This is a genomic window from Lentzea sp. NPDC003310, from assembly GCF_040610935.1.
Taxonomy (GTDB): domain Bacteria; phylum Actinomycetota; class Actinomycetes; order Mycobacteriales; family Pseudonocardiaceae; genus Lentzea.
This window is the reverse complement of the sequence record NZ_JBEXNC010000003.1, coordinates 121,118-143,801: the sequence shown is the minus strand read 5'-3', so window position 1 is coordinate 143,801 and position 22,684 is coordinate 121,118. Positions and strand designations below refer to the sequence as shown.

The 22,684-nt window shown below is 69.9% G+C and carries 23 protein-coding genes; 16 read left to right on the top strand and 7 right to left on the bottom strand.

Annotated elements, in window-relative coordinates:
• The first annotated feature begins 20 nt into the window (after positions 1 to 20).
• Positions 21 to 509, top strand: coding sequence for an SgcJ/EcaC family oxidoreductase (locus ABZX02_RS05940; RefSeq protein ID WP_355295255.1), 489 nt, complete (start codon positions 21 to 23; stop codon positions 507 to 509).
• Here ABZX02_RS05940 and ABZX02_RS05935 read toward each other — a convergent pair.
• Positions 466 to 1,734 carry a HAMP domain-containing sensor histidine kinase gene (locus tag ABZX02_RS05935; RefSeq protein ID WP_355295253.1) on the bottom strand — a complete coding sequence of 423 codons (1,269 nt, stop codon included), beginning with the start codon at positions 1,732 to 1,734 and terminating at the stop codon, positions 466 to 468. The two genes, ABZX02_RS05940 and ABZX02_RS05935, sit on opposite strands and share 44 nt — an antisense overlap.
• Entirely contained in the window at positions 1,731 to 2,381 is a 651-nt protein-coding gene (locus ABZX02_RS05930) for a response regulator transcription factor (RefSeq protein ID WP_355295251.1), read from the bottom strand. The genes ABZX02_RS05935 and ABZX02_RS05930 overlap by 4 nt, the downstream gene beginning before the upstream one ends.
• Positions 2,382 to 2,536: 155 nt before the next feature.
• Between ABZX02_RS05930 and ABZX02_RS05925 the strand changes: the two genes are divergently transcribed.
• From ABZX02_RS05925 to ABZX02_RS05895, 7 genes are all read left to right on the top strand, one after another.
• Entirely contained in the window at positions 2,537 to 3,616 is a 1,080-nt protein-coding gene (locus tag ABZX02_RS05925; protein ID WP_355295249.1) for a hypothetical protein, read from the top strand.
• Between the two features lie 475 nt (positions 3,617 to 4,091).
• Positions 4,092 to 5,069 carry an ABC transporter permease gene (locus tag ABZX02_RS05920; RefSeq protein WP_355295247.1) on the top strand — a complete coding sequence of 326 codons (978 nt, stop codon included), beginning with the start codon at positions 4,092 to 4,094 and terminating at the stop codon, positions 5,067 to 5,069.
• A gap of 16 nt (positions 5,070 to 5,085) precedes the next feature.
• On the top strand, positions 5,086 to 6,063 hold the full coding sequence (locus ABZX02_RS05915; protein ID WP_355295246.1) for an ABC transporter permease: 978 nt from the start codon (positions 5,086 to 5,088) through the stop codon (positions 6,061 to 6,063).
• Positions 6,060 to 8,189 (top strand): ABC transporter ATP-binding protein, encoded by a 2,130-nt coding sequence (locus tag ABZX02_RS05910; protein WP_355295244.1) that lies wholly within the window; start codon positions 6,060 to 6,062, stop codon positions 8,187 to 8,189. Before ABZX02_RS05915 ends, ABZX02_RS05910 begins: the two co-directional genes overlap by 4 nt.
• Before the next feature lie 89 nt (positions 8,190 to 8,278).
• Positions 8,279 to 9,973 carry an ABC transporter family substrate-binding protein gene (locus ABZX02_RS05905; protein WP_355295243.1) on the top strand — a complete coding sequence of 565 codons (1,695 nt, stop codon included), beginning with the start codon at positions 8,279 to 8,281 and terminating at the stop codon, positions 9,971 to 9,973.
• 74 nt (positions 9,974 to 10,047) lie between these two features.
• The gene (locus tag ABZX02_RS05900; protein WP_355295241.1) at positions 10,048 to 10,923 is read left to right on the top strand and encodes a hypothetical protein; all 876 of its coding nucleotides are present in this window, start codon (positions 10,048 to 10,050) and stop codon (positions 10,921 to 10,923) included.
• 43 nt (positions 10,924 to 10,966) lie between these two features.
• Positions 10,967 to 13,429, top strand: a complete 2,463-nt coding sequence (locus tag ABZX02_RS05895; RefSeq protein WP_355295240.1) for a caspase family protein — start codon at positions 10,967 to 10,969, stop codon at positions 13,427 to 13,429.
• On the opposite strand, the gene ABZX02_RS05890 is transcribed toward ABZX02_RS05895, so the two are convergent.
• Both ABZX02_RS05890 and ligD read right to left on the bottom strand, forming a co-directional pair.
• The gene (locus tag ABZX02_RS05890) at positions 13,408 to 14,340 is read right to left on the bottom strand and encodes an ATP-dependent DNA ligase (protein WP_355295238.1); all 933 of its coding nucleotides are present in this window, start codon (positions 14,338 to 14,340) and stop codon (positions 13,408 to 13,410) included. The genes ABZX02_RS05895 and ABZX02_RS05890 overlap by 22 nt on opposite strands.
• Positions 14,330 to 15,274, bottom strand: coding sequence for a non-homologous end-joining DNA ligase (ligD, locus tag ABZX02_RS05885; protein WP_355295237.1), 945 nt, complete (start codon positions 15,272 to 15,274; stop codon positions 14,330 to 14,332). Before ligD ends, ABZX02_RS05890 begins: the two co-directional genes overlap by 11 nt.
• Before the next feature lie 50 nt (positions 15,275 to 15,324).
• On the opposite strand from ligD, the gene ABZX02_RS05880 reads away from it, so the two are divergent.
• A complete protein-coding gene (locus ABZX02_RS05880) occupies positions 15,325 to 15,966 on the top strand; it encodes a maleylpyruvate isomerase N-terminal domain-containing protein (RefSeq protein WP_355295235.1) in 642 nt (213 codons plus the stop codon).
• Here ABZX02_RS05880 and ABZX02_RS05875 read toward each other — a convergent pair.
• Complete coding sequence (locus ABZX02_RS05875) at positions 15,963 to 16,325, bottom strand: DUF5997 family protein (RefSeq protein ID WP_355295829.1); 363 nt, start codon at positions 16,323 to 16,325, stop codon at positions 15,963 to 15,965. The two genes, ABZX02_RS05880 and ABZX02_RS05875, sit on opposite strands and share 4 nt — an antisense overlap.
• 56 nt (positions 16,326 to 16,381) lie before the next feature.
• Between ABZX02_RS05875 and ABZX02_RS05870 the strand changes: the two genes are divergently transcribed.
• Positions 16,382 to 17,095 (top strand): LysR family substrate-binding domain-containing protein, encoded by a 714-nt coding sequence (locus ABZX02_RS05870; protein WP_355295233.1) that lies wholly within the window; start codon positions 16,382 to 16,384, stop codon positions 17,093 to 17,095.
• Between the two features lie 8 nt (positions 17,096 to 17,103).
• Here the strand turns inward: ABZX02_RS05870 and ABZX02_RS05865 are convergent, their stop codons facing one another.
• Complete coding sequence (locus ABZX02_RS05865) at positions 17,104 to 17,529, bottom strand: YciI family protein (RefSeq protein WP_355295232.1); 426 nt, start codon at positions 17,527 to 17,529, stop codon at positions 17,104 to 17,106.
• A 128-nt stretch (positions 17,530 to 17,657) separates the two neighbouring features.
• Between ABZX02_RS05865 and ABZX02_RS05860 the strand changes: the two genes are divergently transcribed.
• The 6 genes from ABZX02_RS05860 to ABZX02_RS05835 all read left to right on the top strand — a co-directional run bounded on the left by ABZX02_RS05860 (position 17,658) and on the right by ABZX02_RS05835 (position 21,483).
• Positions 17,658 to 18,050 (top strand): CoA-binding protein, encoded by a 393-nt coding sequence (locus tag ABZX02_RS05860; RefSeq protein ID WP_355295230.1) that lies wholly within the window; start codon positions 17,658 to 17,660, stop codon positions 18,048 to 18,050.
• A 79-nt stretch (positions 18,051 to 18,129) separates the two neighbouring features.
• Positions 18,130 to 19,023 carry a ParB N-terminal domain-containing protein gene (locus tag ABZX02_RS05855; protein WP_355295228.1) on the top strand — a complete coding sequence of 298 codons (894 nt, stop codon included), beginning with the start codon at positions 18,130 to 18,132 and terminating at the stop codon, positions 19,021 to 19,023.
• Between the two features lie 105 nt (positions 19,024 to 19,128).
• Positions 19,129 to 19,665, top strand: a complete 537-nt coding sequence (locus ABZX02_RS05850) for a YbaB/EbfC family nucleoid-associated protein (protein ID WP_355295227.1) — start codon at positions 19,129 to 19,131, stop codon at positions 19,663 to 19,665.
• Positions 19,662 to 19,958 (top strand): hypothetical protein, encoded by a 297-nt coding sequence (locus ABZX02_RS05845; RefSeq protein ID WP_355295225.1) that lies wholly within the window; start codon positions 19,662 to 19,664, stop codon positions 19,956 to 19,958. Before ABZX02_RS05850 ends, ABZX02_RS05845 begins: the two co-directional genes overlap by 4 nt.
• Positions 19,958 to 21,013 (top strand): hypothetical protein, encoded by a 1,056-nt coding sequence (locus tag ABZX02_RS05840; protein ID WP_355295223.1) that lies wholly within the window; start codon positions 19,958 to 19,960, stop codon positions 21,011 to 21,013. The genes ABZX02_RS05845 and ABZX02_RS05840 overlap by 1 nt, the downstream gene beginning before the upstream one ends.
• A complete protein-coding gene (locus ABZX02_RS05835; RefSeq protein WP_355295221.1) occupies positions 21,010 to 21,483 on the top strand; it encodes a DUF6346 domain-containing protein in 474 nt (157 codons plus the stop codon). Before ABZX02_RS05840 ends, ABZX02_RS05835 begins: the two co-directional genes overlap by 4 nt.
• On the opposite strand, the gene ABZX02_RS05830 is transcribed toward ABZX02_RS05835, so the two are convergent.
• Positions 21,480 to 22,580: a helix-turn-helix transcriptional regulator gene (locus tag ABZX02_RS05830; RefSeq protein ID WP_355295219.1), complete on the bottom strand. Its 1,101-nt coding sequence runs from the start codon at positions 22,578 to 22,580 to the stop codon at positions 21,480 to 21,482. The genes ABZX02_RS05835 and ABZX02_RS05830 overlap by 4 nt on opposite strands.
• Between the last annotated feature and the right edge of the window lie 104 nt (positions 22,581 to 22,684).

Sequence of the window (22,684 nt, the reverse complement as noted above, 5' to 3'; positions counted from 1 at the left end):
CGATCGGGGAGAAGAACACGATGCGAAAGCACCTCACCGCCGCTGCCGGACTGGCGGGAGTGACCGCGCTGCTCGTCGGCTGCGCCAGTGCACCAGCGCAGACGGCCGCCACCCCAGAAGCGGTGCCCACGCCGGAGCAGATCAAGGCGTTGTTCGCCGACTGGAACGCCGCCCTCGCAACGGGGGACCCTCAGAAGGTGGCCGACCGCTACGCACCGAACGCGGTGCTGCTGCCCACCGTCTCGAACCAGGTGCGGTCCACGCGGGCCGAGATCGTCGACTACTTCGAGCACTTCCTGCAGGGCAGGCCGAGCGGCAGCATCCTCGACTCGCACGTCGCGGTCCTCGACGCCGACGACGCGATCGACGCCGGCACCTACCGGTTCGCGCTCACCCAGGACGGCAGGCCGACGACCGTGGACGCGCGCTACACGTTCGTCTACGAGAAGGTCGGCGGCTCGTGGCTCATCGTGAACCACCACTCGTCGGCGATGCCGGAGCGAGCCTGATCCGCACGCACAGGCCGCCGGTGCCCGCCGCCTCCAGCGACACCGCGCCGCCGTCGTCGGTGACGAGTTGCTTCACGATCGCGAGACCGAGGCCGGACCCGCCCTTGCCGGTGAGGCCCTGACCGCGCCAGAACCGGTCGAACGCGCGCGCCCGGTCCGCCTCGGGCAGCCCCGGTCCGGCGTCGATCACCTCCACCAGGCCGGGCCGCGTCGTGCGGACGAGGACCGTGGCGCCGTCCGGGGACACCTCCAGCGCGTTGGACAGCACGTTGTCGAGCACCTGCTCGAGGTGGCCGGGCGTGGCGAGGACGCGGATGTCGAACCCCTCGCTCACCAGCGAGATCGAGCGCTCGTCGGCTGCGGCGCGCCACGCGGTGAACCGCTCCGCGACGACGTCGAGCACCTGCACCGGCTCCGGGTGCGCGACGTCGGCCTCGGCGCGGGCCAGCGCGAGCAACCCGTTGACCAGCCTCGACATCCGCACGACCTCGGCCGCCGCCATCTCGACGTCCTCGCGGACCAGCGGGTCGTCGACGCCGTCCGCCACGTTGTCGAGCGACAGCCGCAGCGCCGTCAGCGGGGTGCGGAGCTGGTGCGAGGCGTCGCCGATGAACGCGCGCTGCGAGCCGACCAGCGTGCCGATCGTCTCGGTGGCGGTGTTGAGGGTGCGGGCGAGCGTGCGGGTCTCGGGCGGTCCCGTCTCCCCGGCCCGCGCGGTCAGGTCGCCGTCGCGCAGCCGGCCCGCCATCGCGTTCAGCTCGCGCAACGGCCTGGTCACCCGTTTCGCGAGCCACAGCCCCAGGAACGCCGCCACGATCAGCACGCCCACGGCGAGCGCGGCGCGGAAACCCCAGATCTGCCACAGCCTGTCGACGATGGGTCCGTCCGGATAGGACAGCCGGATCGCGCCGACCACCGCGCCGTCGGGTGTTTTCGCGGGCACGGTGAGCTTCAGACCCTCGTCGTCCCACACCGTCGACCCGGCCTGTGGTTCCAGCACGTCGATCTGGCCGGGCGTCTGCCGTTCGTAGGCGTCCACCAGGGCGTTCAACGACCGCGTGTCCCCGGACGCGAGCAGCAGCGCGGCGGTGTCGGCCTCACGCCGAGCGGTGTTCACGGCGTCGTCGTAGAGCTGCTGGTTGAGCGTGAACGCCACCGGCACGGTGAACGCCGCGATCGCGATCGCCACCAGGAGCACGTAGCTCCAGGCGAGCTGCCGGATCACGCGAGCACCAGCCGGAACCCCACGCCCCGCACGGTCTCCAGCGAGGCCGCGTCACCGAGCTTGCGGCGCAGCACCCCGACGTGCACGTCGAGCGTCTTGGTGGGCCCGAACCAGTTCTCGTCCCACACCGCCTCCATGATCTGCTCGCGGGTGAACACCGCGCCGGGGTCCTCGGCGAGGAACGCCAGCAGGTCGAACTCCTTCGGCGTCAGCTCGACCTCGGCGCCGTCGAGGTGCACCCGCCGCCCGCGCCGGTCGATCCGCACCCGACCACGAGCCTCGGGTTCACGCTGCGAGGGCTGCACCCGCCGCAGCACCGCCCGCATCCGCGCGACGACCTCGCGCACCCCGAACGGCTTGGTGACGTAGTCGTCCGCGCCGATCTCCAGCCCCACCACCCGGTCCACCTCGTCGGACCGCGCGCTGATGACGATGATCGGCACGTCCCCGCGCGCCCGCAGCTCGCGGCAGACGTCGAGGCCGTCCATGTCGGGCAGCCCGAGGTCGACCAGCACCACTGCGAAGTCGCCGGCGTCGAGAGCCTCCGCGCCCGTGCGCACCCACCGCACCTCGAAGCCGTAGCGGGACAGGCCTCGCGTGAGCGATTCCGCGATCGGCTCGTCGTCCTCCACCAGCAGCACCCGCATGGTGCCTGATCATTCCACCGATCGAGGGAGGGCGTTCCACAGCCGGATGCCGCTGACAGCGGCCGCGTTCCGGCACGGGATTTCTCGGTGACAGCGCACCCGGACCGTCCACGCGGTCGGGCGCTCGCGAGCCTCGCGACGGGGCGGTGGGCTTCGTGTCGCATTACCTGATCGTGTCGTGGCCGCAGGTGGTCATACTGGCCCGCATGCGGAGGCTGACGCTCGCGCTCGTGCTGTTCCTCGCCGCCTGTTCCCCAGGAGGCGCCGACAACGGCGTCGCCTTCACGCCCGTGGGCCTCACGGCCACGCCGGAAGCGTTGGCCACCCACGGCGACATGCTGGTCATCGGCACCCGCCCGTCCGACCACCCCGAGCTCGTCACGCGCACCAAGGACGGCACGCTGACGAACTCCCGGCTGACCCCGGCGACCCCGTACGGCAAAGAGGCGCACTGGTACGGCATCACCTCCGACGGCACCACGATCACCGGTGTCGGCGGCGAACGCGGGGGAGCGCACGGCAACGTGCGGTGGAGCGCGTGGACCGGCGACACCCGTGCCATCACGGAGAAACCGCAGGCCTTCAGCACGTTCGGCGGTTACGGCGCGGGCGAGCTGATCGGACCGGTGCGCACGGCACGGGGGCCGCTGATCATCGGCACCTGGCAGAGCGCCAAGGCGGGCCTCGACATCGCGGCCTGGACCTACGCCGCCGACACCTGGACCCGCCAGCCCTCCGCCGGCACCGTTCTCGAGAGCTCCCAGGAGCTGCTGCGCTTCCCGCTGGCCGTCACGCCGGACGGCGACGGCGCGCTGGTCGCGGGCTGGCAGATCGCGAAGGGCGTGGTGAGCGCGGCGGTCTGGCAGTTCGACGGCACCACCTGGACCACCGCCACCCTCCCGGACGGCGACGCCGCGCTGGCCGGCCGGTGCTGGGGCGGCACCTGCCACGTCGTGGGCCGGGCGCAGGGCAGGCTCGCGTGGTGGTCGGGATCCGGCCAGGACTGGAAGAAGCTCGCCACCCCGGACGTGCCGGTGGGGGACGACGCCGTGCTCGCCGCACCCGTGGACGTCGGCGGCACACCCACTCTCTTCGTCGACCACGGCGGTGTGAAGCTGGTGTCCGAAAAGGACGAAAAGTCGGCGGACGGACCCTCCGGTGAGGTCGCGGCGGTGGAGAAGGTGGGCGATCAGGTCTTCGTGATCGCGGGCGGACGGTTGTGGCGCCTTTCCTAGGCTGCCCTGAACCATCCGTTGTGACGCGGTTCACGCCGTTCGGTCTAGCCGCTTCTGAGCTGCACGGACGTCCGCCCTGCTCCGCATCGATGCAGTTACGGTGGACGCTTGAAGCGCTCCTCAGCGTGATGCCTGATTCCGATCACATTGCGCTGCTTGTCCCACGTCTTCTGGTCAATGCATTCACCCAGATGCGTCACATCCATCCGTGGTGAGACAGAACTTCACGGTGAATACAGCGATCCGGCCGCACAATGGTCACGCTTGGACACACAATTCGCGAGCGTCAACTGTTGATGTGGCTGTTCGCCCGACCAATCGTTCACGCATGGGTGACTATGGCCCGGTCAGTGGGCCTCCACGCAATGGTGGGGGTGGGCAGCGGTCCGCCTGAACGGCGGTTAATCTCTTGCAACTCGTCCACTGCAATCCAGTGAGTCGACGTCGCAACCACCGGGGAGAGGACTGAACACGGGTGGCCGGATTTCTGTTGCGGCGGTTGGTCAACTACGTGGTGCTCGCCCTAGTGGCGACGTTCCTCGCGTTCACGTTGGCCTCCGCCACCTTTGACCCGATCGGGGTGTTGCAGCAACGCAACCCACCGCCACCCGCGGCCTCGATCGAGGCGAAGAAGAGAGACCTTCACCTCGACCAGCCGATCCCCCAGCGGTTCGTGACGTGGATGGGTGGCGTGGTGCAGGGCGACTTCGGTCGCACGGTCGCCGACCGCCCGATCACCGACGAGCTCGGCCGGCGCATCGGCGTGAGCCTGAGGCTGTTCCTGCTCGGCATCACGTTCGGCATCATCTTCGGCGTGCTGCTCGGCGTGGTGAGCGCGATCCGGCAGTACAAGTTCAGCGACTACTTCGCGACCCTGTTCAGCTTCATATTGCTGTCCATGCCGGTCCTGGTGCTGGGCCCGCTGCTCAAGCTGGGCGCGCAGGGCCTCAACGACGCGCTGGGCAGCAACGTGCTGATCTTCGTCGGTGAGACGACACCGGGCTTCCAGGGCAACTGGTTCGAAGGGCTCGTCGACCGGCTGCAGCACCTGGTCCTGCCGACGCTCGCCATCGCGCTCGGCCAGATCGCCTTCTACAGCCGCTACCAGCGCTCGTCGATGCTCGACGTGCTCGGCAGCGACTTCCTGCGCACCGCGCAGGCCAAGGGCCTCACGCGCCGCAAGGCGTTGTTCAAGCACGGCCTGCGCACCGCGCTGATCCCGATGGCGACGCTGTTCGCGTTCGGGTTCGGCCTGCTGGTCGTGGGCGGCACGTTCACCGAGAAGATCTTCACCTGGTACGGGATGGGCGACTGGCTGGTCGTCGGCATCGGCTCGCAGGACGCGAACATCACCGCCACCGTGACCCTCTTCGTCGCGGTCTGCGTGTTGTTCTCCGGCTGGCTCGCCGACGTGCTGTACGCCGCGCTCGACCCCCGAATCCGCGTGAACTAGGCAAGGTGACGACGACGTGACCGTGATCCTCAACGAGGGCGACGCCGCCGGAACCACCGGTGCCGCCTCGGGCAGCCCCGTCGACGCGGCGCCCGAACCCGAGAAGGCGATGACGCGCGGCAGGCTCGTGCTCATCCGCTTCATGCGCAACAAGCTCGCCCTGGTCGGCCTGGTGATCATCATCGGGATGTACCTGATGGCGTTCGTCGGTCCGCTGCTGTCCAAGTGGACCTACGACCAGCAGGACTACGCGGCGTTCCTCGAGCCGCCCTACGCCGACCACATCTTCGGCACCGACAAGATCGGTACCGACATGTTCGCGCTCACCATGCGCGGACTGCAGAAGTCGCTGATCATCGGCCTGCTCGTGGCGCTGATCTCGACGACCATCGCCGCGGTCGTCGGCGCGGCCGCCGGGTACTTCCTCGGCATCGCCGACAAGACGCTCATGTGGGTCGTCGACCTGCTGCTGGTGCTGCCGTCGTTCCTGATCATCGCGATCCTCAGCCCGTGGTTCCGCGGCAAGTCGTGGTGGCTGCTGGTGCTGATGCTCGCGGCGTTCCAATGGATGATCACCGCTCGCATCGTGCGCGGCATGACGCTGACGCTGAAGGAACGCGAGTTCGTGAAGGCGGCCAAGTTCATGGGCCAACCGGCACGCAAGATCATCGCCAAGCACATCGTGCCGAACATGGCGTCGCTGCTCATCATCGACGCGACCATCAACGTCGGTTCCGCCGTGCTCGCCGAGACCGGTCTGAGCTTCTTCGGGTTCGGCGTCCAGTCGCCCGACGTCTCGCTCGGCACCATGATCGGCCTGTACGCCGAGTCCGCGACGACCTTCCCGTGGCTGTTCCTGTTCCCGGCGGGCTTCCTCGTCGTGTTCGTGCTGGCCGTGAACTGGGTCGGCGACGGGCTTCGCGACGCGCTCGACCCCACCTCGACGCGCGTGCGCCGCAAGGAGAAGAAGACCAAGGAGAAGGCCGCCTCATGACCACCTCGGAGATCCAGTTCGACACGCCGGCGAACCCGGTCGTCGACGGCCCGGTTCTGCAGGTCGAGGACCTCCACGTGTCCTTCCCGAGCGAGGCGGGCCGCGTGCACGCCGTGCGCGGCCTGAGCTACGAGGTCTCGCCCGGCGAGGTCCTCGGCATCGTGGGCGAGTCCGGCTCGGGCAAGTCCGTGTCGTCGCTCGCGGTCATGGGACTGCTGCCGTCCTCGGCCCGCATCACCGGCTCCATCAAGTTCCAGGGCCGTGAGCTGATCGGCCAGAGCGACACCGAGCTCTCGAAGATCCGCGGCCGCCGCATCTCGATGGTGTTCCAGGACCCGCTGTCCGCGCTGACGCCGGTCTACACCGTCGGCGACCAGATCGCCGAGGCGATCCTGGTGCACAAGAAGGGCGCGGTGTCCAAGGCCGCCGCGGCCAAGCGCTCGATCGAGCTGCTCGACCTCGTCGGCATCCCGAACGCCGCGGAGCGCGTGAAGGCGTTCCCGCACGAGTTCTCCGGCGGCATGCGGCAGCGCGCGGTGATCGCGATGGCGATCGCCAACGACCCGGACCTGATCATCGCCGACGAGCCGACCACCGCGCTCGACGTGACGGTGCAGGCGCAGGTGCTGCAGCTGCTCGAGACCGCGCAGGAGGTCACCGGCGCGGGCATCGTGATCATCACCCACGACCTCGGCGTCGTCGCCGGGTTCGCGGACCGCCTGATGGTCATGTACGCGGGCCGCGCCGTCGAAAAGGGCAAGGTCGACGACATCTACCAGCAGCCGCGCATGCCGTACACGCTCGGCCTGCTCGGCTCGATCCCGCGCCTCGACGTCAGCGAGAAGCAGGCGCTGGTGCCGATCAAGGGCCAGCCGCCGTCGCTCACGGACCTGCCCCCGGGCTGCCCGTTCGCGCCGCGCTGCCCGATGGTCGTCGACGCCTGCCACACCGCCGAGCCGCCGCTGGTGGACGTCGACGGGTCGGTCGAGCACGCCGCCGCCTGCATCCGCACCAACGAGATCGCCGCGACCGACGCCGAGGGCGCCGAGGCCGCGGTCGAGATCTTCGGCGCCGAGGTGGCCGACGAGCCCGAGGTCGCGAAGATCCCGCGCGACCAGCGCGACATCGTGCTGGAGCTCGACCAGCTCGTGAAGGAGTACCCGGTCAACAAGGGCGTGGTGTTCAAGCGCCGCGTCGGCACCGTGCACGCGGTGGCGGGCATCTCGTTCGACATCCGCGAGGGCGAGACCCTGGGCCTCGTGGGCGAGTCGGGCTGTGGCAAGACCACGACGCTGATGGAGATCCTCGGCCTGCACAAGCCGATGGGCGGCGGGATCTCCGTGCTGGGCACGGACGTGGCGACGGTGAACAACAAGCGCCGCTTCGAGATCCGCCGCGACATGTCGGTGGTCTTCCAGGACCCGATGGCGTCGCTCGACCCGCGCCTCACGATCCACGACTGCATCGCCGAGCCGATGCAGGTGCACGGCTACGCGAAGGACGACATCAACCGGCGCGTGCCGGAGCTGATGCGCCTCGTCGGCCTGCGTCCCGACCAGCTGTCGCGCTACCCCGGTGAGTTCTCCGGCGGTCAGCGCCAGCGCATCGGCATCGCGCGGGCGCTCGCGCTCGAACCGAAGCTCGTCGTGCTCGACGAGCCGGTGTCGGCGCTGGACGTCTCCATCCAGGCGGGTGTCATCAACCTGCTGGAGGAGCTCAAGTCCAAGCTGGGCCTGGCCTACCTGTTCGTGGCACACGACCTCTCGGTGGTGCGCCACATCGCGGACCGGGTGGCCGTCATGTACCTCGGGAAGATCATCGAGATCGGCGAGGTGGACTCGGTGTTCGAGACGCCGCGCCACCCGTACACGCAGGCACTGCTGTCGGCGATCCCGATTCCCGACCCCGTCAAGGAGCGTCAGCGGGAGAGGATCATCCTCACCGGCGACCTGCCGAGCCCGGCGAACCCGCCGTCCGGCTGCCGCTTCCGCACCCGCTGCTTCCTGCACGCGTCGCTGCCTCCCGAGAAGCAGCGCCAGTGCATCGAGGTGGAACCACCGCGCGAGGTCCAGGCCGCCGACCACGAGGCCGCCTGCCACTTCGCCCAGATTCGCCAGGTCCTCTGATGCATCCGTCGCCTCAGAACACGGCCTGCGAGCACGAAGGAACAGTGTCCCCGGCAACTGGTGTCCGGGCACGAGGGAGGTTCACGACAGTGAGTCGACGTACCAAGGTGGGAGTGGTCGCCGTTGCTGCGGTCGCACTCACGCTGACCGCGTGTGGTGGTCCCAGCAACAGCGGGGGCAACTCCGGTCTCAAGGGCGCGGACAACACGATCGGCCAGGCGGACATCAACCCGCAGGACGCGGCCAAGGTCAAGGACGGCGGCGAGTTCCGCTGGCCGGTCGACCAGCTGCCGGACAACTGGAACTACAACCAGCTCGACGGCACCAACGCCGACGGCCGCCGCATGATCGACACGATGATGCCGAACCTGTGGAAGCAGAAGGCCGACGCGACCTTCGAGATCAACAAGGACTACCTCGAGGACGCGAAGCTCGCCTCCTCCGAGCCGCAGGTCCTCGAGTTCAAGATCAACCCGAAGGCCAAGTGGTCCGACGGCTCCGCGATCTCGTGGCAGGACTTCGAGGCGATGTGGAAGTCGCTGAGCGGCGCCGACAAGGCCTTCGAGGTCGCCGGCACCACCGGCTACGAGGACATCGAGAAGGTCGAGAAGGGCGCGTCCGACCAGGACGTGAAGGTCACCTTCAAGAAGAAGTTCGCCGAGTACAAGGGCATGTTCTCGCCCCTGTACCCGAAGTCCATGTCCTCGGTCGCCGAGGAGTTCAACAAGGGCTGGGCGGACGCTCCCAAGGTCACCGCGGGTCCGTTCAAGATCGGCACGATCGACCGCACCGCGAAGCTCGTGACCGTGGTCCAGGACCCGGCGTGGTGGGGCGACAAGCCCAAGCTGGAGAAGATCACGTTCCGCCAGGTCGACCGCCCCGCGCTCGCGGACGCGCTCGCCAACGGCCAGATCGACTTCTTCGACATCGGCTCGAGCATCGACAACTTCACGCGTGCCAAGTCGATGCAGGGTGTGACGATCCGCCAGGCGATCACGCCGGACTACTCGCACATCACGTTCAACGGTGCGGACTCCTCGATCCTCAAGGACCCGAAGCTCCGCGTCGCGCTGACCCGCGGCATCGACACCAAGACCATCACGAAGGCCCTCCTCGGCCAGATGATCAAGGGCGACGCGCAGGTCACCGGTAACCACTTCTTCCTGCTGGGCTCGGCCGGCTACAAGGACAACTCGGCCGTCGCCTCGTTCGACAAGGAAGCCGCGAAGAAGCAGCTCGACGAGCTGGGCTGGAAGCTCGAGGGCGAGACGCGCAAGAAGGACGGCAAGGAGCTCGTCGTCCGCTACGTCATCCCGACCCCGAACCCCACCTCCGACCAGATCGCGAAGCTCGTGCAGTCGCAGCTGAAGGAGGTCGGCGCCAAGGTCGACATCCAGGCCGTCCCGTCGACCGACTTCTTCAAGCAGTTCGTGAACGTCGGCAACTTCGACATGACCGGCTTCCGCTGGCTGGCCTCGGCCACGCCGATCTCGGACAGCAAGGGCATCTACTACCTCGACCCGGCCAGCACCAACCAGAACTACGGCCGCATCGGGTCCGAAGAGGTCAACAAGCTGCTCGAGCAGGCCGTCGGCGAGCTCGACGACACCAAGCGCCTCGAGATCGCCAACGAGGCCGACAAGAAGATCTGGGAGCTGGGCCACCAGCTGCCGCTGTACCAGCTGCCCGGCGCGGTCGCGGTCAAGAGCAACGTCGCCAACTTCGGTGCCGTCGCGTACGCGAACCGTCCGTACGACTACATCCACATGGGCTTCACCGAGTGATGTGTAGTTAGGCTGTTCGACGGCCCGGCGGGTCTCCCCGCCGGGCCGTTTCTTTCTGTCTGGAGCCTGCTTTGTTGCGTACCAGGGTTCGCGCGCTGCGCTACGGCCTGTTCACCACGGCACTCGTGCTGGCCGTGAGCGTCCTCCTCGGTCTGTTCTCGTGGCTGTCCTATTCGGACGCGCGAGCGGAGCTGACGCCGTTGACGGCGCGGGCCACGGGCGAGGTCGTGTCCTTTTCGGACGGTGTGGTCGAGGTGCGCTGGCCCGCCGGGACCGCCCGCGTCGCGTACGAGAACGGCGACCGGATCGTCGGGAAGCAGACGCAGATCGCGTTCGACCCGGCCGACCCGTCGCGCGCGGTGCTGCCCGGCTCCGACCTGATCCTCGCCGCCGACCAGGCGTTCAGCGGCGTGACGTTCGCCGCCGCGGTGGCGTTGCTGGTGCTGCTCGCGTCCGGCGTGCGGCTCTTGCTCGCGGTGCGGGCGGTACGTGCCCCGGCGACCACCGCCTCGGTGCGGCGGATCCGGTTGCAGTCCGGCCTGATGGTGCGCTCGTGGCTGGAGATCGACGGGCCGACCGAGCGCTGGCTGCCCGTCTACTACGACCCGGTGCTCGTGACGCTGCCGTCGCCGGCGGAGGTAGAGCTGCGCGGCGGGCGGGTCGCCGTGATCGACGGGGTGACCGTCTACCCGTCCGGCCGCCCGGTGACGAGGCACCCGCGCGGCCGCCGCCTGGACAACCCCGTGCGCCCCGACCCGGAGACGCGGGCGCCGCGCGGCCTGCTCACCCAGCTGCGGGTGGACGCGGTGTTCATGGTGCCCGCGCCGTTCGTGGGCATGTTCTGGGCCTACGTGGACGAGAGCGGGTTCGTCGGCTGGCTCGTCGCGACGGGGGTCGCCGCCGTGCTCGGCCTGTGGTGGGCGTCCTTCCGGGGTTCCGACCCGTCGTAATGCTTCGTGCCCGGTGAGCGACCTCCTTCCGTAGGAGGCCGCTATGACCGACGTCACACTGCGCGTGCACGAAGACGGCGCCGACGACGAGCGCATCGAGCAGCTCACGGCGTTCCTGAGGACGGAGCTCGGAGAACTGGTCGCCGTCTCCGGCGTGCCGGGCGAGGCCCCCGCCGGGGCCAAGGCCGTCGACCTGAACGAGCTCGGCACCCTGCTGACCACCATCTCCCAGTCCACGGTGCTGGCCGCGCTGATCAACGCGGTGTCGTCGTGGCTCGGGCAGCGGCGCGAGCGGTCCGTGACGGTCGAGGCCGACGGCGAGTCGCTGGAGCTGACCGGCGCCCCCACCCCGGAGGAACTGGCGGCGCGGTCCGCGTGGCTCGGCCGCCACCTGCACCGCCACGCGCTGATCATCGCGAGCCACGAGTTCGCCGACCCGGGCCTGTCCTCGCTGCGCGCCCCGGCCCACGACGCCGCCCGCCTGGGCGAGGTGCTGGCGGACCCGCGGATCGGCGCGTTCGACGTCAGCACCCTGATCAACTCCTCGGCCGCCGAGATCAACGAGGCCGTCGAGGACTTCTTCGCCGACCGCGACCCCGACGACCTCCTGGTCCTGCACTTCTCCGGCCACGGCGTGAAGGACGAGGCCGGCGAGCTGCACTTCGCCACGTCCGGCACCAAACTCGCGCGCCTGGCGGGCACCGCCGTGTCCGCGGACTTCGTGGCCCGCCGCATGAACCGCTCGCGCTCCCGCCGCATCGTGCTGCTGCTCGACTGCTGCTACTCCGGCGCGTTCGGCCGGGGCATGGTCGCCCGAGCAGGCGGCGCGGTGAACCTGGAGGAGCAGTTCGGCGGCAGCGGCCGCGCCGTCATCACGGCGTCGTCGGCCATGGAGTACGCCTTCGAGGGAGCGGCCGTCGCCGACGCGTCCGAGAGCGAGCCGTCGGTCTTCACCTCGGCCCTGGTCGAGGGCCTGGAGACCGGCGACGCCGACCGCGACCAGGACGGCCACGTGGGCCTCGACGAGCTGTACGAGTACGTCTACGACCGGGTCCGCCGCGTGACCCCGCACCAGACCCCGGGCAAGTGGATGCTGGACGTGCGCGGCGACCTGCGCATCGCCCGCCGCGCCCGCCCGGTGTCGAAGCCGGCCGCGCTGCCGTCGGAGCTGCAGGAGGCGATCGACCACTCGCTGCCGGGGGTGCGGGCCGGGGCGATCCCGGAGCTGCGGCGGATGCTGTCGGTGGCGCACGCGGGGAGGGTGCTGGCGGCGCGGCTCGCGTTGCGGCGGCTGACGGAGGACGACAGCCGGATGGTGGCGGGGGCGGCGCGGGAGGCGCTGGGGGAGAAGGCGGCGGATGCGGGATTGCCGCCGCTGGGTAAGACGACGGCGGATGAGGGGACAGCCCCGCCGCCGCGCTCCACACGTGACCCCTCCTCCCGAACCTCCCCGCCGTCGCCGACCTCGAAGCTGGGGACCGCGGACGACCTCGCGGCCCGAAAACTGTCGGTGCTGCCTGAGAAGATTGGAGTGGGGGCCGAATCCCCCCAGGGGGCCGGCGAGTCGGTATCGATTCCGAGGCGTGCGGTGGCAGCGGACCGCCCGGCGAAGCCCGAGCACCGCGCTACTGGGATGCGCGAACCTGAGGGCAGCGCGCCCGCTACCCGAGAACGTGCCGAGCGCACGGCTCCCGCAACCCGAGAACGTGCCGGGCGCGGGGCTCCCGCCACCTCAGAACCCGCGCTCCTGCCCGTACTGCCGCGCCTCACGGCAGGTCTCGCCCTCACCCTCCTCGTCATCGGCCTCGCGACCGTCCACGGCGACTTCAACCCGTTCGCCTTCACGTTCGGCCTGATCTGGCCGTGGGCCCTGGCAGCGGCACTCTTCACGCTCACCTGCCGCGACCACCCGTGGGTCCCCGGCGCTGCTCTAGGCCTCCTGGCCGGCACGACGGGCCTGCTCAGCGGCACCACCACCGACCAGTGGCTCCCACTGGCCCTAGCCGCCACTGCGATCGCCACAGCCACCGCAGCCCGCCCCTGGTGGCTCGCGGCAACAGGCGGAGCGCTGGCCGCGGTCGGCGTCTACGTCGTCGTGGCCTTCTCCAACGACCTGATGTCGTTCAACGGCGACGGCGAGGAGGTGCTCCTGATTGTCGTCGGAGGCGCGCTCGCACTCGTCGCGGCCTACCGGGCGTGGCAAGAGCAGCAGTGGCTCAGCGCGATCGCGCCCGCCCTCCTCCTGCTGGACGCGGTGGTGACCATGACGGCCGAGCCGCCGCCCTACGTCCTGCACGCGAGCCTGGCGGGCCTGGTCGTGATCCCGGCGATCGCGGTGGTCACCACCGGTGTCGCCCGGTTCGCGGCGGTCGTCGCCGTTGCCGCCGGACTGCTGATCCGCGCCAACGAGTACGTGGCCGCCTCCGAACCGACCTTCGCGACGGTCGGCCACGTGGCGCTGCCGCTCGCCGCGGCGGTGATCGCCTACTTCTCGCGTTCCCGCTGAGCCTTGCGCCGCTTGCCCTCGTGCATCGCGGCGACCCGCGCCACCGGGATCGTGTGTCCCTCGGCGATCAGGTCGTCCGGCAGGCGTTGCGGCGCGGGCATCAGCGACGCCCACGGGTCGCCGTCGAAGCGCGTCCGCACGGTGAAGTCGGCCGGCGTGACGTCGCGCAGCGACTCCCACGGGACGGGGAACGAGATCGGCAGGCCCTCGCGCAGGCGTGGCGAGTACGCGGCGACGACCGTGGCGCCCCAGGCGCGCGTCGAGTCCAGGAACACCTTCCCGCCGCGTTCGGCACGGATGTACGCGGTGGTCGCCAGTTCCGGGTCGAGCTTCTCCGCGCGGGCCGCCACCGCGCGGGTCGCGGCGGCCACGTCGTCGGGGGAGTGCTCCGCGAGCGGCACGAAGATGTGCACTCCCTTGGCGCCGCTCGTCTTCACCACGCTCGCCAGCCCGCAGTCCTCCAGCGCCGACCGGATCAGCAGCGCCGACCCGACCACCACGTCGAACCCGGCGCCCTCGGGCGGGTCGATGTCGAGCACCATGTGGCTCTGCACGTGGTCCTCGCCGAAGTGGTCGCCGAGGTACAGCGGCACGTGGTACTCGACGGCCCGCTGGTTCGCGAACCACATCAGCGTCTGCTTGTCGTCGCAGACCGCGTACTTGATCTTGCGGTGCGACGCCTCCGCCCACACCTCGACGGTCTTCACGTACGACGGCGTGTACTTGGGGACGTTCTTCTGCATGAACGGGTCCTGGCCGCGCAGGATCCGCCACACCGACAGCTGCCGGCCCGCGAGGACCGGCACGAACCGGTCGGCCACGAAGTCCAGGTACTCCACCAGGTCGCCCTTGAGCAGCCCGCCGAACAGGGGCTGGTCGAGCGACGAGAACTTCAGCGGGCTACTGCTCATCCGGCACCTCGAGTTCGTCGCGGGCGGCCCACTCCAGCAGCGGTTCGATCGACCAGACCGCGTCGTCGATCCCGGCGTGCAGGTCGCCCAGTTCGGCGTAGCGCTTCGGCATGGTGGCGATGGTGAGGTCGCGCGGGTCGACGTCCGCGATCTCGTCCCAGCGGATCGGCGCCGACACCGTCGCCTCGGCGTTGCCGCGCACCGAGTAGGCGCTGGCGATCGTGTGGTCGCGCGCGTTCTGGTTGTAGTCCACGAAGACGAGCGACGGATCGCGGTCCTTGCGCCACCACGTGGTCTCCACGTCGTCGGGCGCGCGCCGCTCGACCTCGTGCGCGAACGCCAGCGCCGCCTTGCGCACGTCCTGGAACCCGAACGACGGCTTGATCCGCACGTAGATGTGCAGGCCCTTCGACCCGGACGTCTTCGGGAACCCCGTCGCGCCCAGCTCGGCCAGCACCTCCTGCGCCACCAGCGCCACCCGCCGCACGCGGTCGAACGAGCACGTCGGCCCCGGGTCGAGGTCGATGCGCCACTCGTCGGGCTTCTCCGTGTCGGCGGCGCGCGAGTTCCACGGGTGGAACTCCACAGTGGACATCTGCACCGCCCAGATCACGTCGGCGACGTGCGTGACGCACAGCTCGTCGGCGTGGCGGTTGTAGCGGGGGAAGTGCACGCGCACGGTCCGCACCCACGGCGGTGCGCCGTGCGGAAGCCTTTTCTGGTGCACCTTCTCGCCCGTGACGCCCTCGGGGAAGCGGTGCAGCATGCACGGCCGTTCCCGCAGCGCGCGGACGATCCCGTCACCGACGGACAGGTAGTAGTTCGCGAGATCCAGCTTCGTCTCGCCACGCGCGGGGAAGTAGACGCGGTCGGGGTTGGAGATCCGCACGACGCGGTCCTCCACCTCGAGCTCCACAGCCGGGGACTTGCCCATGCCCACCAACCTAACCGGTCGTCCGCCGTCGATCCTTGTAGTTTGCGACGGTGGACTTGTTTTCGCTTGCGCTGGGGGCGCTGCTGAACGCGGTCGGCGAGCTCACCGACGACGACTTCACCCGGCCGTCCGGGTGCGAGGGCTGGCTGGTGCGGGACCTGGTGTGCCACCTCGTGATCGACGCGCAGGACGTGCTGATCACGCTGGTCACGCCCACCGCGGACCCCGTGACGCACGACGCCGTGACGTACTGGCGGGTCGCGCACGAACGCACTGACGACCCGCTGGCCGCGCTGACGGTGCGGCTCGCCGCCGCGTACGGCGAGCCGTGGCTGCTCCAGCACCACGTGGACGACGTGGGGCAGGCGGCGTTGCGCGCGGCGCAGCTCGCCGACCCGACGCTCAAGGTGAGCACCCAGGACATGGTGCTGTGCACGTCCGGCTACCTGGGCGCGTACGTGTGGGAGTGGACGCTGCACCACCTGGACCTGGTCGCGCACCTGCCGCACCTGCCGGGACCGCCCGACCGCGCGCTGGCCAGGTGCCGCGAGGTGTTCGAGACGATCGCCGCGCCGTTTCCCGCCGAGTGGTCCGACGTGGACGTGCTGCTCGTCGGAACGGGACGGCGCGCCCCGAGCGAGTCGGAGCGCGCCGAACTGGGGGACCTGGCGATCCCGTACGTGCTGGGTTAGGCCTCTTCGGCGTCCTGGCGGGCCTTCTCCGCGAGGCGCGCCTCCTCGGCCTTGAACTCCTTGTAGGTGGCGCGCTCGCGCACCAGCCAGTCCGGGTTCTCGTCCTTGATCGCCGTGATCTGCTCGGTGGTCAGCGCGTCGGTGATGCCGGCGCGCACCAGGCCCGACGTCGAGATGCCGAGCTTCTGCGCGATGAGCTGCTTCGGGTGCGGGCCGTTGCGGCGCAGGTCCGCCAGCCACTGCGGCGGGTTCGCCTGCAGCTCGTTCAACTCGTCGCGCGACACGACGCCCGCCTGGAACTCCTCGGGGGTGGCCTCGAGGTACACGCCGAGCTTCTTGGCGGCGGTGGCGGGCTTCATGGTCTGCTGCGACTTCATGCGGAAAGGGTAACGGGCTCGTCCGGTAGCCTCAGCACGTGACCGGATCGTTCACGCTCGCGTACGTCCCAGGCGTGACGCCGGGCAAGTGGGCGCGGGTCTGGCAGGAACGCCTGCCGGAGACCGAGCTGACCCTCGTGCAGGTACCCGGCGCCGACGCCGCCGCGAAGGTGCGCTCCGGCGAGGCCGACGCCGCGCTGCTGCGGCTGCCCGGCGACCGCGCGGACCTGCACGCGATCCCGCTCTACACCGAGACGAGCGTCGTCGTGTTCCCGAAGGACCACGAGTTCGCCGCCGCCGACGAGCTGTGGCTGTCCGACCTGGCGGAGCACGTCCTCTGGCAGCCGCTCGACGACACGCTCGCGTGGGACGCCGTGCCCGGTCAGCCGCCCGTCGAACGGCCGGAGACCACCGCGGACGCGGTCCAGATCGTGGCCGCGGGGGTGGGACTGCTGGTCGTGCCGCAGTCGCTCGCGCGGCTGCACCACCGCAAGGACTTGAAGTACGTGCCGCTCGCCGACGCGCCGCAGTCCCGCGTCGCGCTGTCGTTCCCGATCCGCGACGAGAACCCCGAGCTGGTCGAGCACATGATCGGCATCGTCCGCGGCCGCACGGTCAACAGCACTCGCGGCCCCGCGGCGGAACCGGCGAAGAAGAAGCCGCAGCCGCACCAACAGCAGCAGCGGAGGGGCCCCGCACCTCAGCAGAAGAAGCAGCCCGCCAAGCGAGTGAAGCCCCGTCGCGGTCGCTGACCGTCCACTCAGGACTGCTGCTGCGCGGCGATCTGCTCGCGCATCCGGTCCTCCTGGGCCTGGATCTCCGGCGTGATGACGTCCGCGAACGCCTCGGCGCCGTGGACCTGGCGGATCTCGACCTCGCCCTCCTGGAACGGCGCCTTCTTCAGCCACTCCACCGCGTCCTGCAGCGACGGCAGCTCCCAGATCCAGAAGCCCGCGATCAGTTCCTTGGACTCGGTGAACGGTCCGTCGACGACCGTCGAGGCGCCCTTGCCGTCGAACCGGACCCGAGCGCCCTTCGCGCTCGGGTAGAGGCCGTCGCCCGCGAGCATCACGCCGGCCTTGACGAGCTCCTCGTTGTAGTTGCTCATCTCGGCGAGCTCTTCGGTCGTCGGCATCGCGCCGTTCTCGGTCTCGGGCGTGGCCTTGACGATGACCATGAACCGCATCTCGATCTCCTCTGGCTCGTGTCTGGTGCGTTTCTACCCAGGCGTCGATCGGGGTCCCCGCTGTTTCGACCGGCTCCGGTCGATTGTGACTGGGGTCACACTGACGGGCGTTGGTTAGGGTGGAGGACATGCGCGAAGACGTCGACTGGATCCTCGAGAACTGCCAGGTCTGGGCCGTCGTCGGCCTCTCGGACAACCCGTCGCGCGCGGCCCACGGCGTGGCGAGGTTCCTGCAGCAACGCGGCAAGAAGATCGTGCCGGTGCACCCGTCCGCCGAGACCGTGCACGGCGAGCAGGGCTACGCGACGCTCGCGGACATCCCGTTCGAGGTCGACGTCGTGGACGTGTTCCGGCGCTCCGAGGACGCCGGGCAGTTCGCGGACGAGGCCGTCGCGATCGGCGCCAGGGCCGTCTGGTTCCAGCTCGGCGTGGTCGACGACGAGGCGTACGCGCGCACCCGCGAGGCAGGCCTGCGGATGGTGATGGACGTCTGTCCCGCGATTGAGTGGCGCTCCCGTTGAACGAGTAGCTAACCTGCTGTGGTCGTCTCCGGGCACCTGGGGGTTCCGGGGAGGCACAGCCTGGGGGGCTCGATTCAGCATGCTCGTAGAGATTGCCGCGCTGCGGTCCGCTGACTCGCCACGACTGCGTGGCAGCAGCGAGGAGTTCGTCCGTTCACTGGCGTCGTCCGGCGCCCACCTCTCACCCATCGTGGTGCACCGCCCGACGATGAAAGTCGTCGACGGCACCCACCGCCTCAAGGCCGCCGTCCTGCGCGGCTGCCGCTCCGTCGAGGTCGAGTTCGTCGACGGCCCCGCGGAGGACCTGTTCGGCCTGGCCGTGTCGCTGAACCTCGCGACCCTGTCCACCGCCGACCGCGAGGCCGCCGCCCGCCGCCTGCTGCGCTCTCATCCGCAGTGGTCCGACCGCGCGATCGCTGCCGCCACCGGCCTCGCCGCCAAGTCCGTGGGCGTGCTGCGCCGCGCCGTCGGCGGCCAGGCCCCGGTGCGAGTCGGCCGTGACGGCAAGGTCAGGCCGGTCAACTCCGCCGCGGGCCGCCGCCTCGCGGGCCGGATGGTGCAGGAACGCCCCGACGCGTCGTTGCGCGACATCGCCCGCGCCGCCGGCGTGTCACCGGGCACCGTGCGCGACGTCCGCCGCCGGATCGGCGCCGGGCTCGATCCGGTGCCGGAGCGGATGCGCGCCGCCGAACGCGCCGAGGCCGTGCTGCCCGCCGGGCGGACCGAGGTGCGCGACCCCGACGCCACGCTGCCGATCCTGCGGCGTGATCCGTCGCTGCGGTTCAACGAACACGGTCGGCTGGTGCTGAGGTGGCTGGAGTCGCACTCGGTGTCGTCCGGGGAGTGGGCCGCCGTGGTGGCCGGGGTGCCGTCGCACTGCCGGGAGCTGGTGGCGGACATGGCCCGCGGGTGCGCAGAGGCGTGGGTGGAGATGGCCGAGGCGCTGGAGCGCGAGGACCGGGCGGCCGTCTAGCGGTCCGGTGGGTCGCCCGGGCGGATCCGCGTGATTCGGCTGTACGGAGTACAGCGTTCCGCTACCGTCTGGTCACGTGATGTCACGGGCGACCCTGGGGGACGCATGATCGACCCTGAGCAGCTGCTCAGCCAGTACGAGGGACGGCTCGCCGAGGCGCAGGCCAAGAGCGACGCCATCCGCGAGAACCTCGCGCACCTGCAGGTCACCGAGAGCAGCCCGGACGGGCAGATCACGGTGACCGTGAACGACTCGGGCAACCTGGTCGGCCTGCAGCTGGGACAGGCGCTGCAGCGCAAGGACGGCAACGCCGTCGCGCAGGACGTCCTGCGCACGCTGCAGGCCGCGCAGAGCAGGATCGCGAACACGGTCCAGGAGGCCATGGCGCCGTTGATGGGCGCCGACTCCGAGGCCATGCACATGATGATGGACAAGCTGCGCAGCGCCCAGCCGCCGCCTCCGCCCGAGCAGTACGCGCCGGGCGGCGGCAGGTGGGCGCCCACCGAGCAGCGCCTGGGGGCCATCGAGGACGACGGTGTCGCGCCGCCACCTCAGACCCGCCCGCAGCAGCCTCCGCGACCGCCCCGCCACCGGTCGGACGACGAGGACGACGACTTCGGCAACGGAGGATTTCTCCGATGAACTACCGCATCGACCTCGGCGAGCTGGAAAGCCACGCCGGACGGGTCAGCGAGATCGGCGGACGCGTCAACACCGCCGTCGGCGCGGGCAACGCCTCGGACAACCCCGAGGCGTTCGGGCTGCTCGGCATTCCGCTCGCGGCCATCTGCTCCGGGGCGCAGCACATGGCGATGAACGTGCTCAAGGAAGCCGCCGAGGCCGCCACTGACCACCACAAGCGGGTGATCGCGTGGCGTGACGACGTCAAGAACAACGAAGAGGCGCAGCGCGACCGCTTCAAGGTGGAGGACTGATGACGACCGCCAGCGTGGGGCCCGCGCAGCCCCCGAACCCGTTGATCCGCGAGGGTGCCGAGACCGCGGACACCGAGGGCGCGCGGATGTTCCACGACGCCACCCAAGCGGTGAGCGGCTTCGCCGACGGCAACTGGGCCGAGGGCCTGCTGAACATGGCGAGCGCCGCCGGCGACTTCGCCAAGTTCGCCCTCGATCCCCTCGCGTACCTCGTGAGCGCGGGCATCGGTTGGTTGTTCGAGCACGTCAGCTTCCTTAAAGAACCGCTGGACTGGCTGACGGGCGACCAGCAGACGCTGGACGGCATGTCGCAGACGTGGCAATCGGTCGGCAGCTACCTGGGCGAGATCTCCACCGACCTGAAGAACGTCGTCAACCAGGACACCGGCCAGTGGCTGGGCGACGACTCGGTCGCCTACCGGACGTTCGGCCAGGACCGCGCGGACACCTACGGTGCCGTCGGCACCGCGGCCAGCGGCATGGGCATCCTGATCACGATCTGCCGGACGATCCTCAAGGTCGTCCGGGACATCGTGCGCGACCTCATCTCCGAAGCGGTCGGCAAACTGATCAGCATCTGCCTGCGCTGGGCTCCGGCGATGGCCGCGTTCGGCGCGGGGGTGGCCGGCGCCGTCGCCGAGTGCGTGCCCACCGCGGTGCGCTACGCGAACAAGTGCATCGAGTGGTGCCGCAAGCTCACCAGCGCGTTCGGCAAGGCAGGCGGTCTGTTCAAGAAGCTCGACGACATCCTCGCCAACGCCAGCAAGAACCTCGCCAAGAGCGGTGACGACTTCGTGACCGTGCTTCGAGCGACGAAGGCCGCGGACGTCGCGCGCAAGACGAGGGCGTTCGACTTCGGTCAGATGATGTCGGAGGGCGGTCAGGCGGCCAAGAAGGTCCTCGTCGACGGCCTCACCGGTCTGCCGAAGGACATCGGTCCGGCCATGGGGGAGGAGTTCCGCAAGGAGGTCGCCAAGGTCTGGGACAACGGCGGCTGGCTGAGCTGGCGCGAGCTCAAGCAGAAGGAAGCGGAAGAAAAGGCCAAGAACCGATGAAAGCTCTGTACCGCGTCTTCGCCTTCCTGATCGTTCCGTTCCTCGGCTACCTGCTCGGCGCCACGATCTTCAACTTCTTCTGGGACCAAGCCGAACCCGGCGACCTGAAGAACGCCGACATGATCGCGGTGGCGCAGTCCTGCGAACGCAAGGGGCCGGTGGCCTGGCGAGGTTTCGGCTACCACTACGACTGCAAGATCGAGCGCAGGTTCAAGAGCGGCACCGTCAACACCTCGACCGTGACCGGCTGGCTGGACCCGTCGGACATCGGCAAGGAGTACGCCGCCCACACCATGCGGCGTGCGCAGGTCGCGCCAGACGAACGGCCTCATGTGTTCGTCGGCTGGCTGTGCACGTTCGTCTTCGCGATCCTGTACCTCTTCGTGATCGCGAAGGTCGCTGTGCCGGCTTTCCCGGAACGGTATCTGCAGGTGCCCGAGGACCTCGAGCAGCCGGAGACCAAGCCCTAGGCGAAGAGGATCTCGCCGATCTCGCGCGCGACGTCGCGGCCCGACGCGGGACGCAGGCGGGACAACAACTTGCTGAACGCGGTCAGGTCGATGTGGACGGTCGCGGACCGCACCTGGCGGATGTCGTCCAACAGGTCCACGACCAGTGCGCAGGCGTGGTCGACGTCGCCCGCCGAGGCGTGGGCGAGTGCCCTGCGGAGACCGAAGCGGGTGCGGGCGCGCAGGGCCGTCGGCGCGATCAGCGGCATCTGGGTGTCCAGGATCTCGGCGGCCTCGGCGTGGCGGCCCAGGTCGTGGAACGACCACGCCTTCGCGATGGCCACCTGGTCGACCAGACTCGTTGAGCCGTAACGGGATTCGCTCAGGGCGCGCTGGAGTTCGGCCGCGCGGTCGAGGGCGGTCTGGCAGCGGTCGGCGGCTCCTGCGAGGGCGTAGCCCTGGGCTTCGCGCAGGGCGGCGGCGGCCTGCACCGCGATCGAACGGGACTTGCCGGCCTTGCGGGCGTAGCCGACGGTGGCGTGGGCGTCGCCGCGGTACAGGTTGAACTCGGAGATGCGGACGCAGGCCCAGGAGGCCAGTTCCGGGTCGCCGCCCTTCGCCGCGTACTCGACGGCGCGCCGGGTGAGTTCGGCGGCCGAGCCGTCGTCGCCGCGTTCCTGTTCCATCCAGCCCGCGTACTCGGCGTACCGGGCTGCCAGCAGCCACAGGCCGCGGCCGAGGCCGGGGTCATCCGCGGAGCGGGCCATGGAGCTCAGCACGTCGATCTGGGGGCGCAGGCTCGGCAGCACCACGTCGGAGCTCAGCCGGTGACCGAGGGCGCGGTGGTGGTCGAACATCGAGTCGAACGTGAGCAGCGTCGAGTGGTCGCTCGGGATCGGCCGGGCCGGGGCGTCCGCCAGCTCGATCAGGTGACCGTCAGCCTGGAGGACGTTGTCGAAGAGCCTGGCCATTTCGGGGTTCGGGTGAACCTGGCCGTTCTCGATCTTGCTGAGGTGTCCCTTGCTGTACGGTACGAGACCGGTCATCTGACTGAGCGAGAGCCCGCGCTCGTTGCGCAGGCGGCGAACCTCCTGGGCGAACGTGGGCGACAACGGCATCACCCCCTCCCCCGGAAGTGTGGACGTCGTCAAACACCCGATTGCGGAATGTCCATTAATTGGCCTGTGATTGACGATCAACTGGGGCTATCTGGAGCGGTCGG

What these genes read in the sequence shown, in the direction of transcription:
- ABZX02_RS05940 (WP_355295255.1), top strand. Translation starts at nt 21, where the DNA reads ATGCGAAAGCACCTCACCGCCGCTGCCGGACTGGCGGGAGTGACCGCG.
- ABZX02_RS05930 (WP_355295251.1), bottom strand. Translation starts at nt 2,381, where the DNA reads ATGCGGGTGCTGCTGGTGGAGGACGACGAGCCGATCGCGGAATCGCTC.
- ABZX02_RS05910 (WP_355295244.1), top strand. Translation starts at nt 6,060, where the DNA reads ATGACCACCTCGGAGATCCAGTTCGACACGCCGGCGAACCCGGTCGTC.
- ABZX02_RS05895 (WP_355295240.1), top strand. Translation starts at nt 10,967, where the DNA reads ATGACCGACGTCACACTGCGCGTGCACGAAGACGGCGCCGACGACGAG.
- ABZX02_RS05890 (WP_355295238.1), bottom strand. Translation starts at nt 14,340, where the DNA reads ATGAGCAGTAGCCCGCTGAAGTTCTCGTCGCTCGACCAGCCCCTGTTC.
- ligD (WP_355295237.1), bottom strand. Translation starts at nt 15,274, where the DNA reads ATGGGCAAGTCCCCGGCTGTGGAGCTCGAGGTGGAGGACCGCGTCGTG.
- ABZX02_RS05875 (WP_355295829.1), bottom strand. Translation starts at nt 16,325, where the DNA reads ATGAAGCCCGCCACCGCCGCCAAGAAGCTCGGCGTGTACCTCGAGGCC.
- ABZX02_RS05865 (WP_355295232.1), bottom strand. Translation starts at nt 17,529, where the DNA reads ATGCGGTTCATGGTCATCGTCAAGGCCACGCCCGAGACCGAGAACGGC.
- ABZX02_RS05860 (WP_355295230.1), top strand. Translation starts at nt 17,658, where the DNA reads ATGCGCGAAGACGTCGACTGGATCCTCGAGAACTGCCAGGTCTGGGCC.
- ABZX02_RS05855 (WP_355295228.1), top strand. Translation starts at nt 18,130, where the DNA reads ATGCTCGTAGAGATTGCCGCGCTGCGGTCCGCTGACTCGCCACGACTG.
- ABZX02_RS05850 (WP_355295227.1), top strand. Translation starts at nt 19,129, where the DNA reads ATGATCGACCCTGAGCAGCTGCTCAGCCAGTACGAGGGACGGCTCGCC.
- ABZX02_RS05845 (WP_355295225.1), top strand. Translation starts at nt 19,662, where the DNA reads ATGAACTACCGCATCGACCTCGGCGAGCTGGAAAGCCACGCCGGACGG.
- ABZX02_RS05840 (WP_355295223.1), top strand. Translation starts at nt 19,958, where the DNA reads ATGACGACCGCCAGCGTGGGGCCCGCGCAGCCCCCGAACCCGTTGATC.
- ABZX02_RS05835 (WP_355295221.1), top strand. Translation starts at nt 21,010, where the DNA reads ATGAAAGCTCTGTACCGCGTCTTCGCCTTCCTGATCGTTCCGTTCCTC.
- ABZX02_RS05830 (WP_355295219.1), bottom strand. Translation starts at nt 22,580, where the DNA reads ATGCCGTTGTCGCCCACGTTCGCCCAGGAGGTTCGCCGCCTGCGCAAC.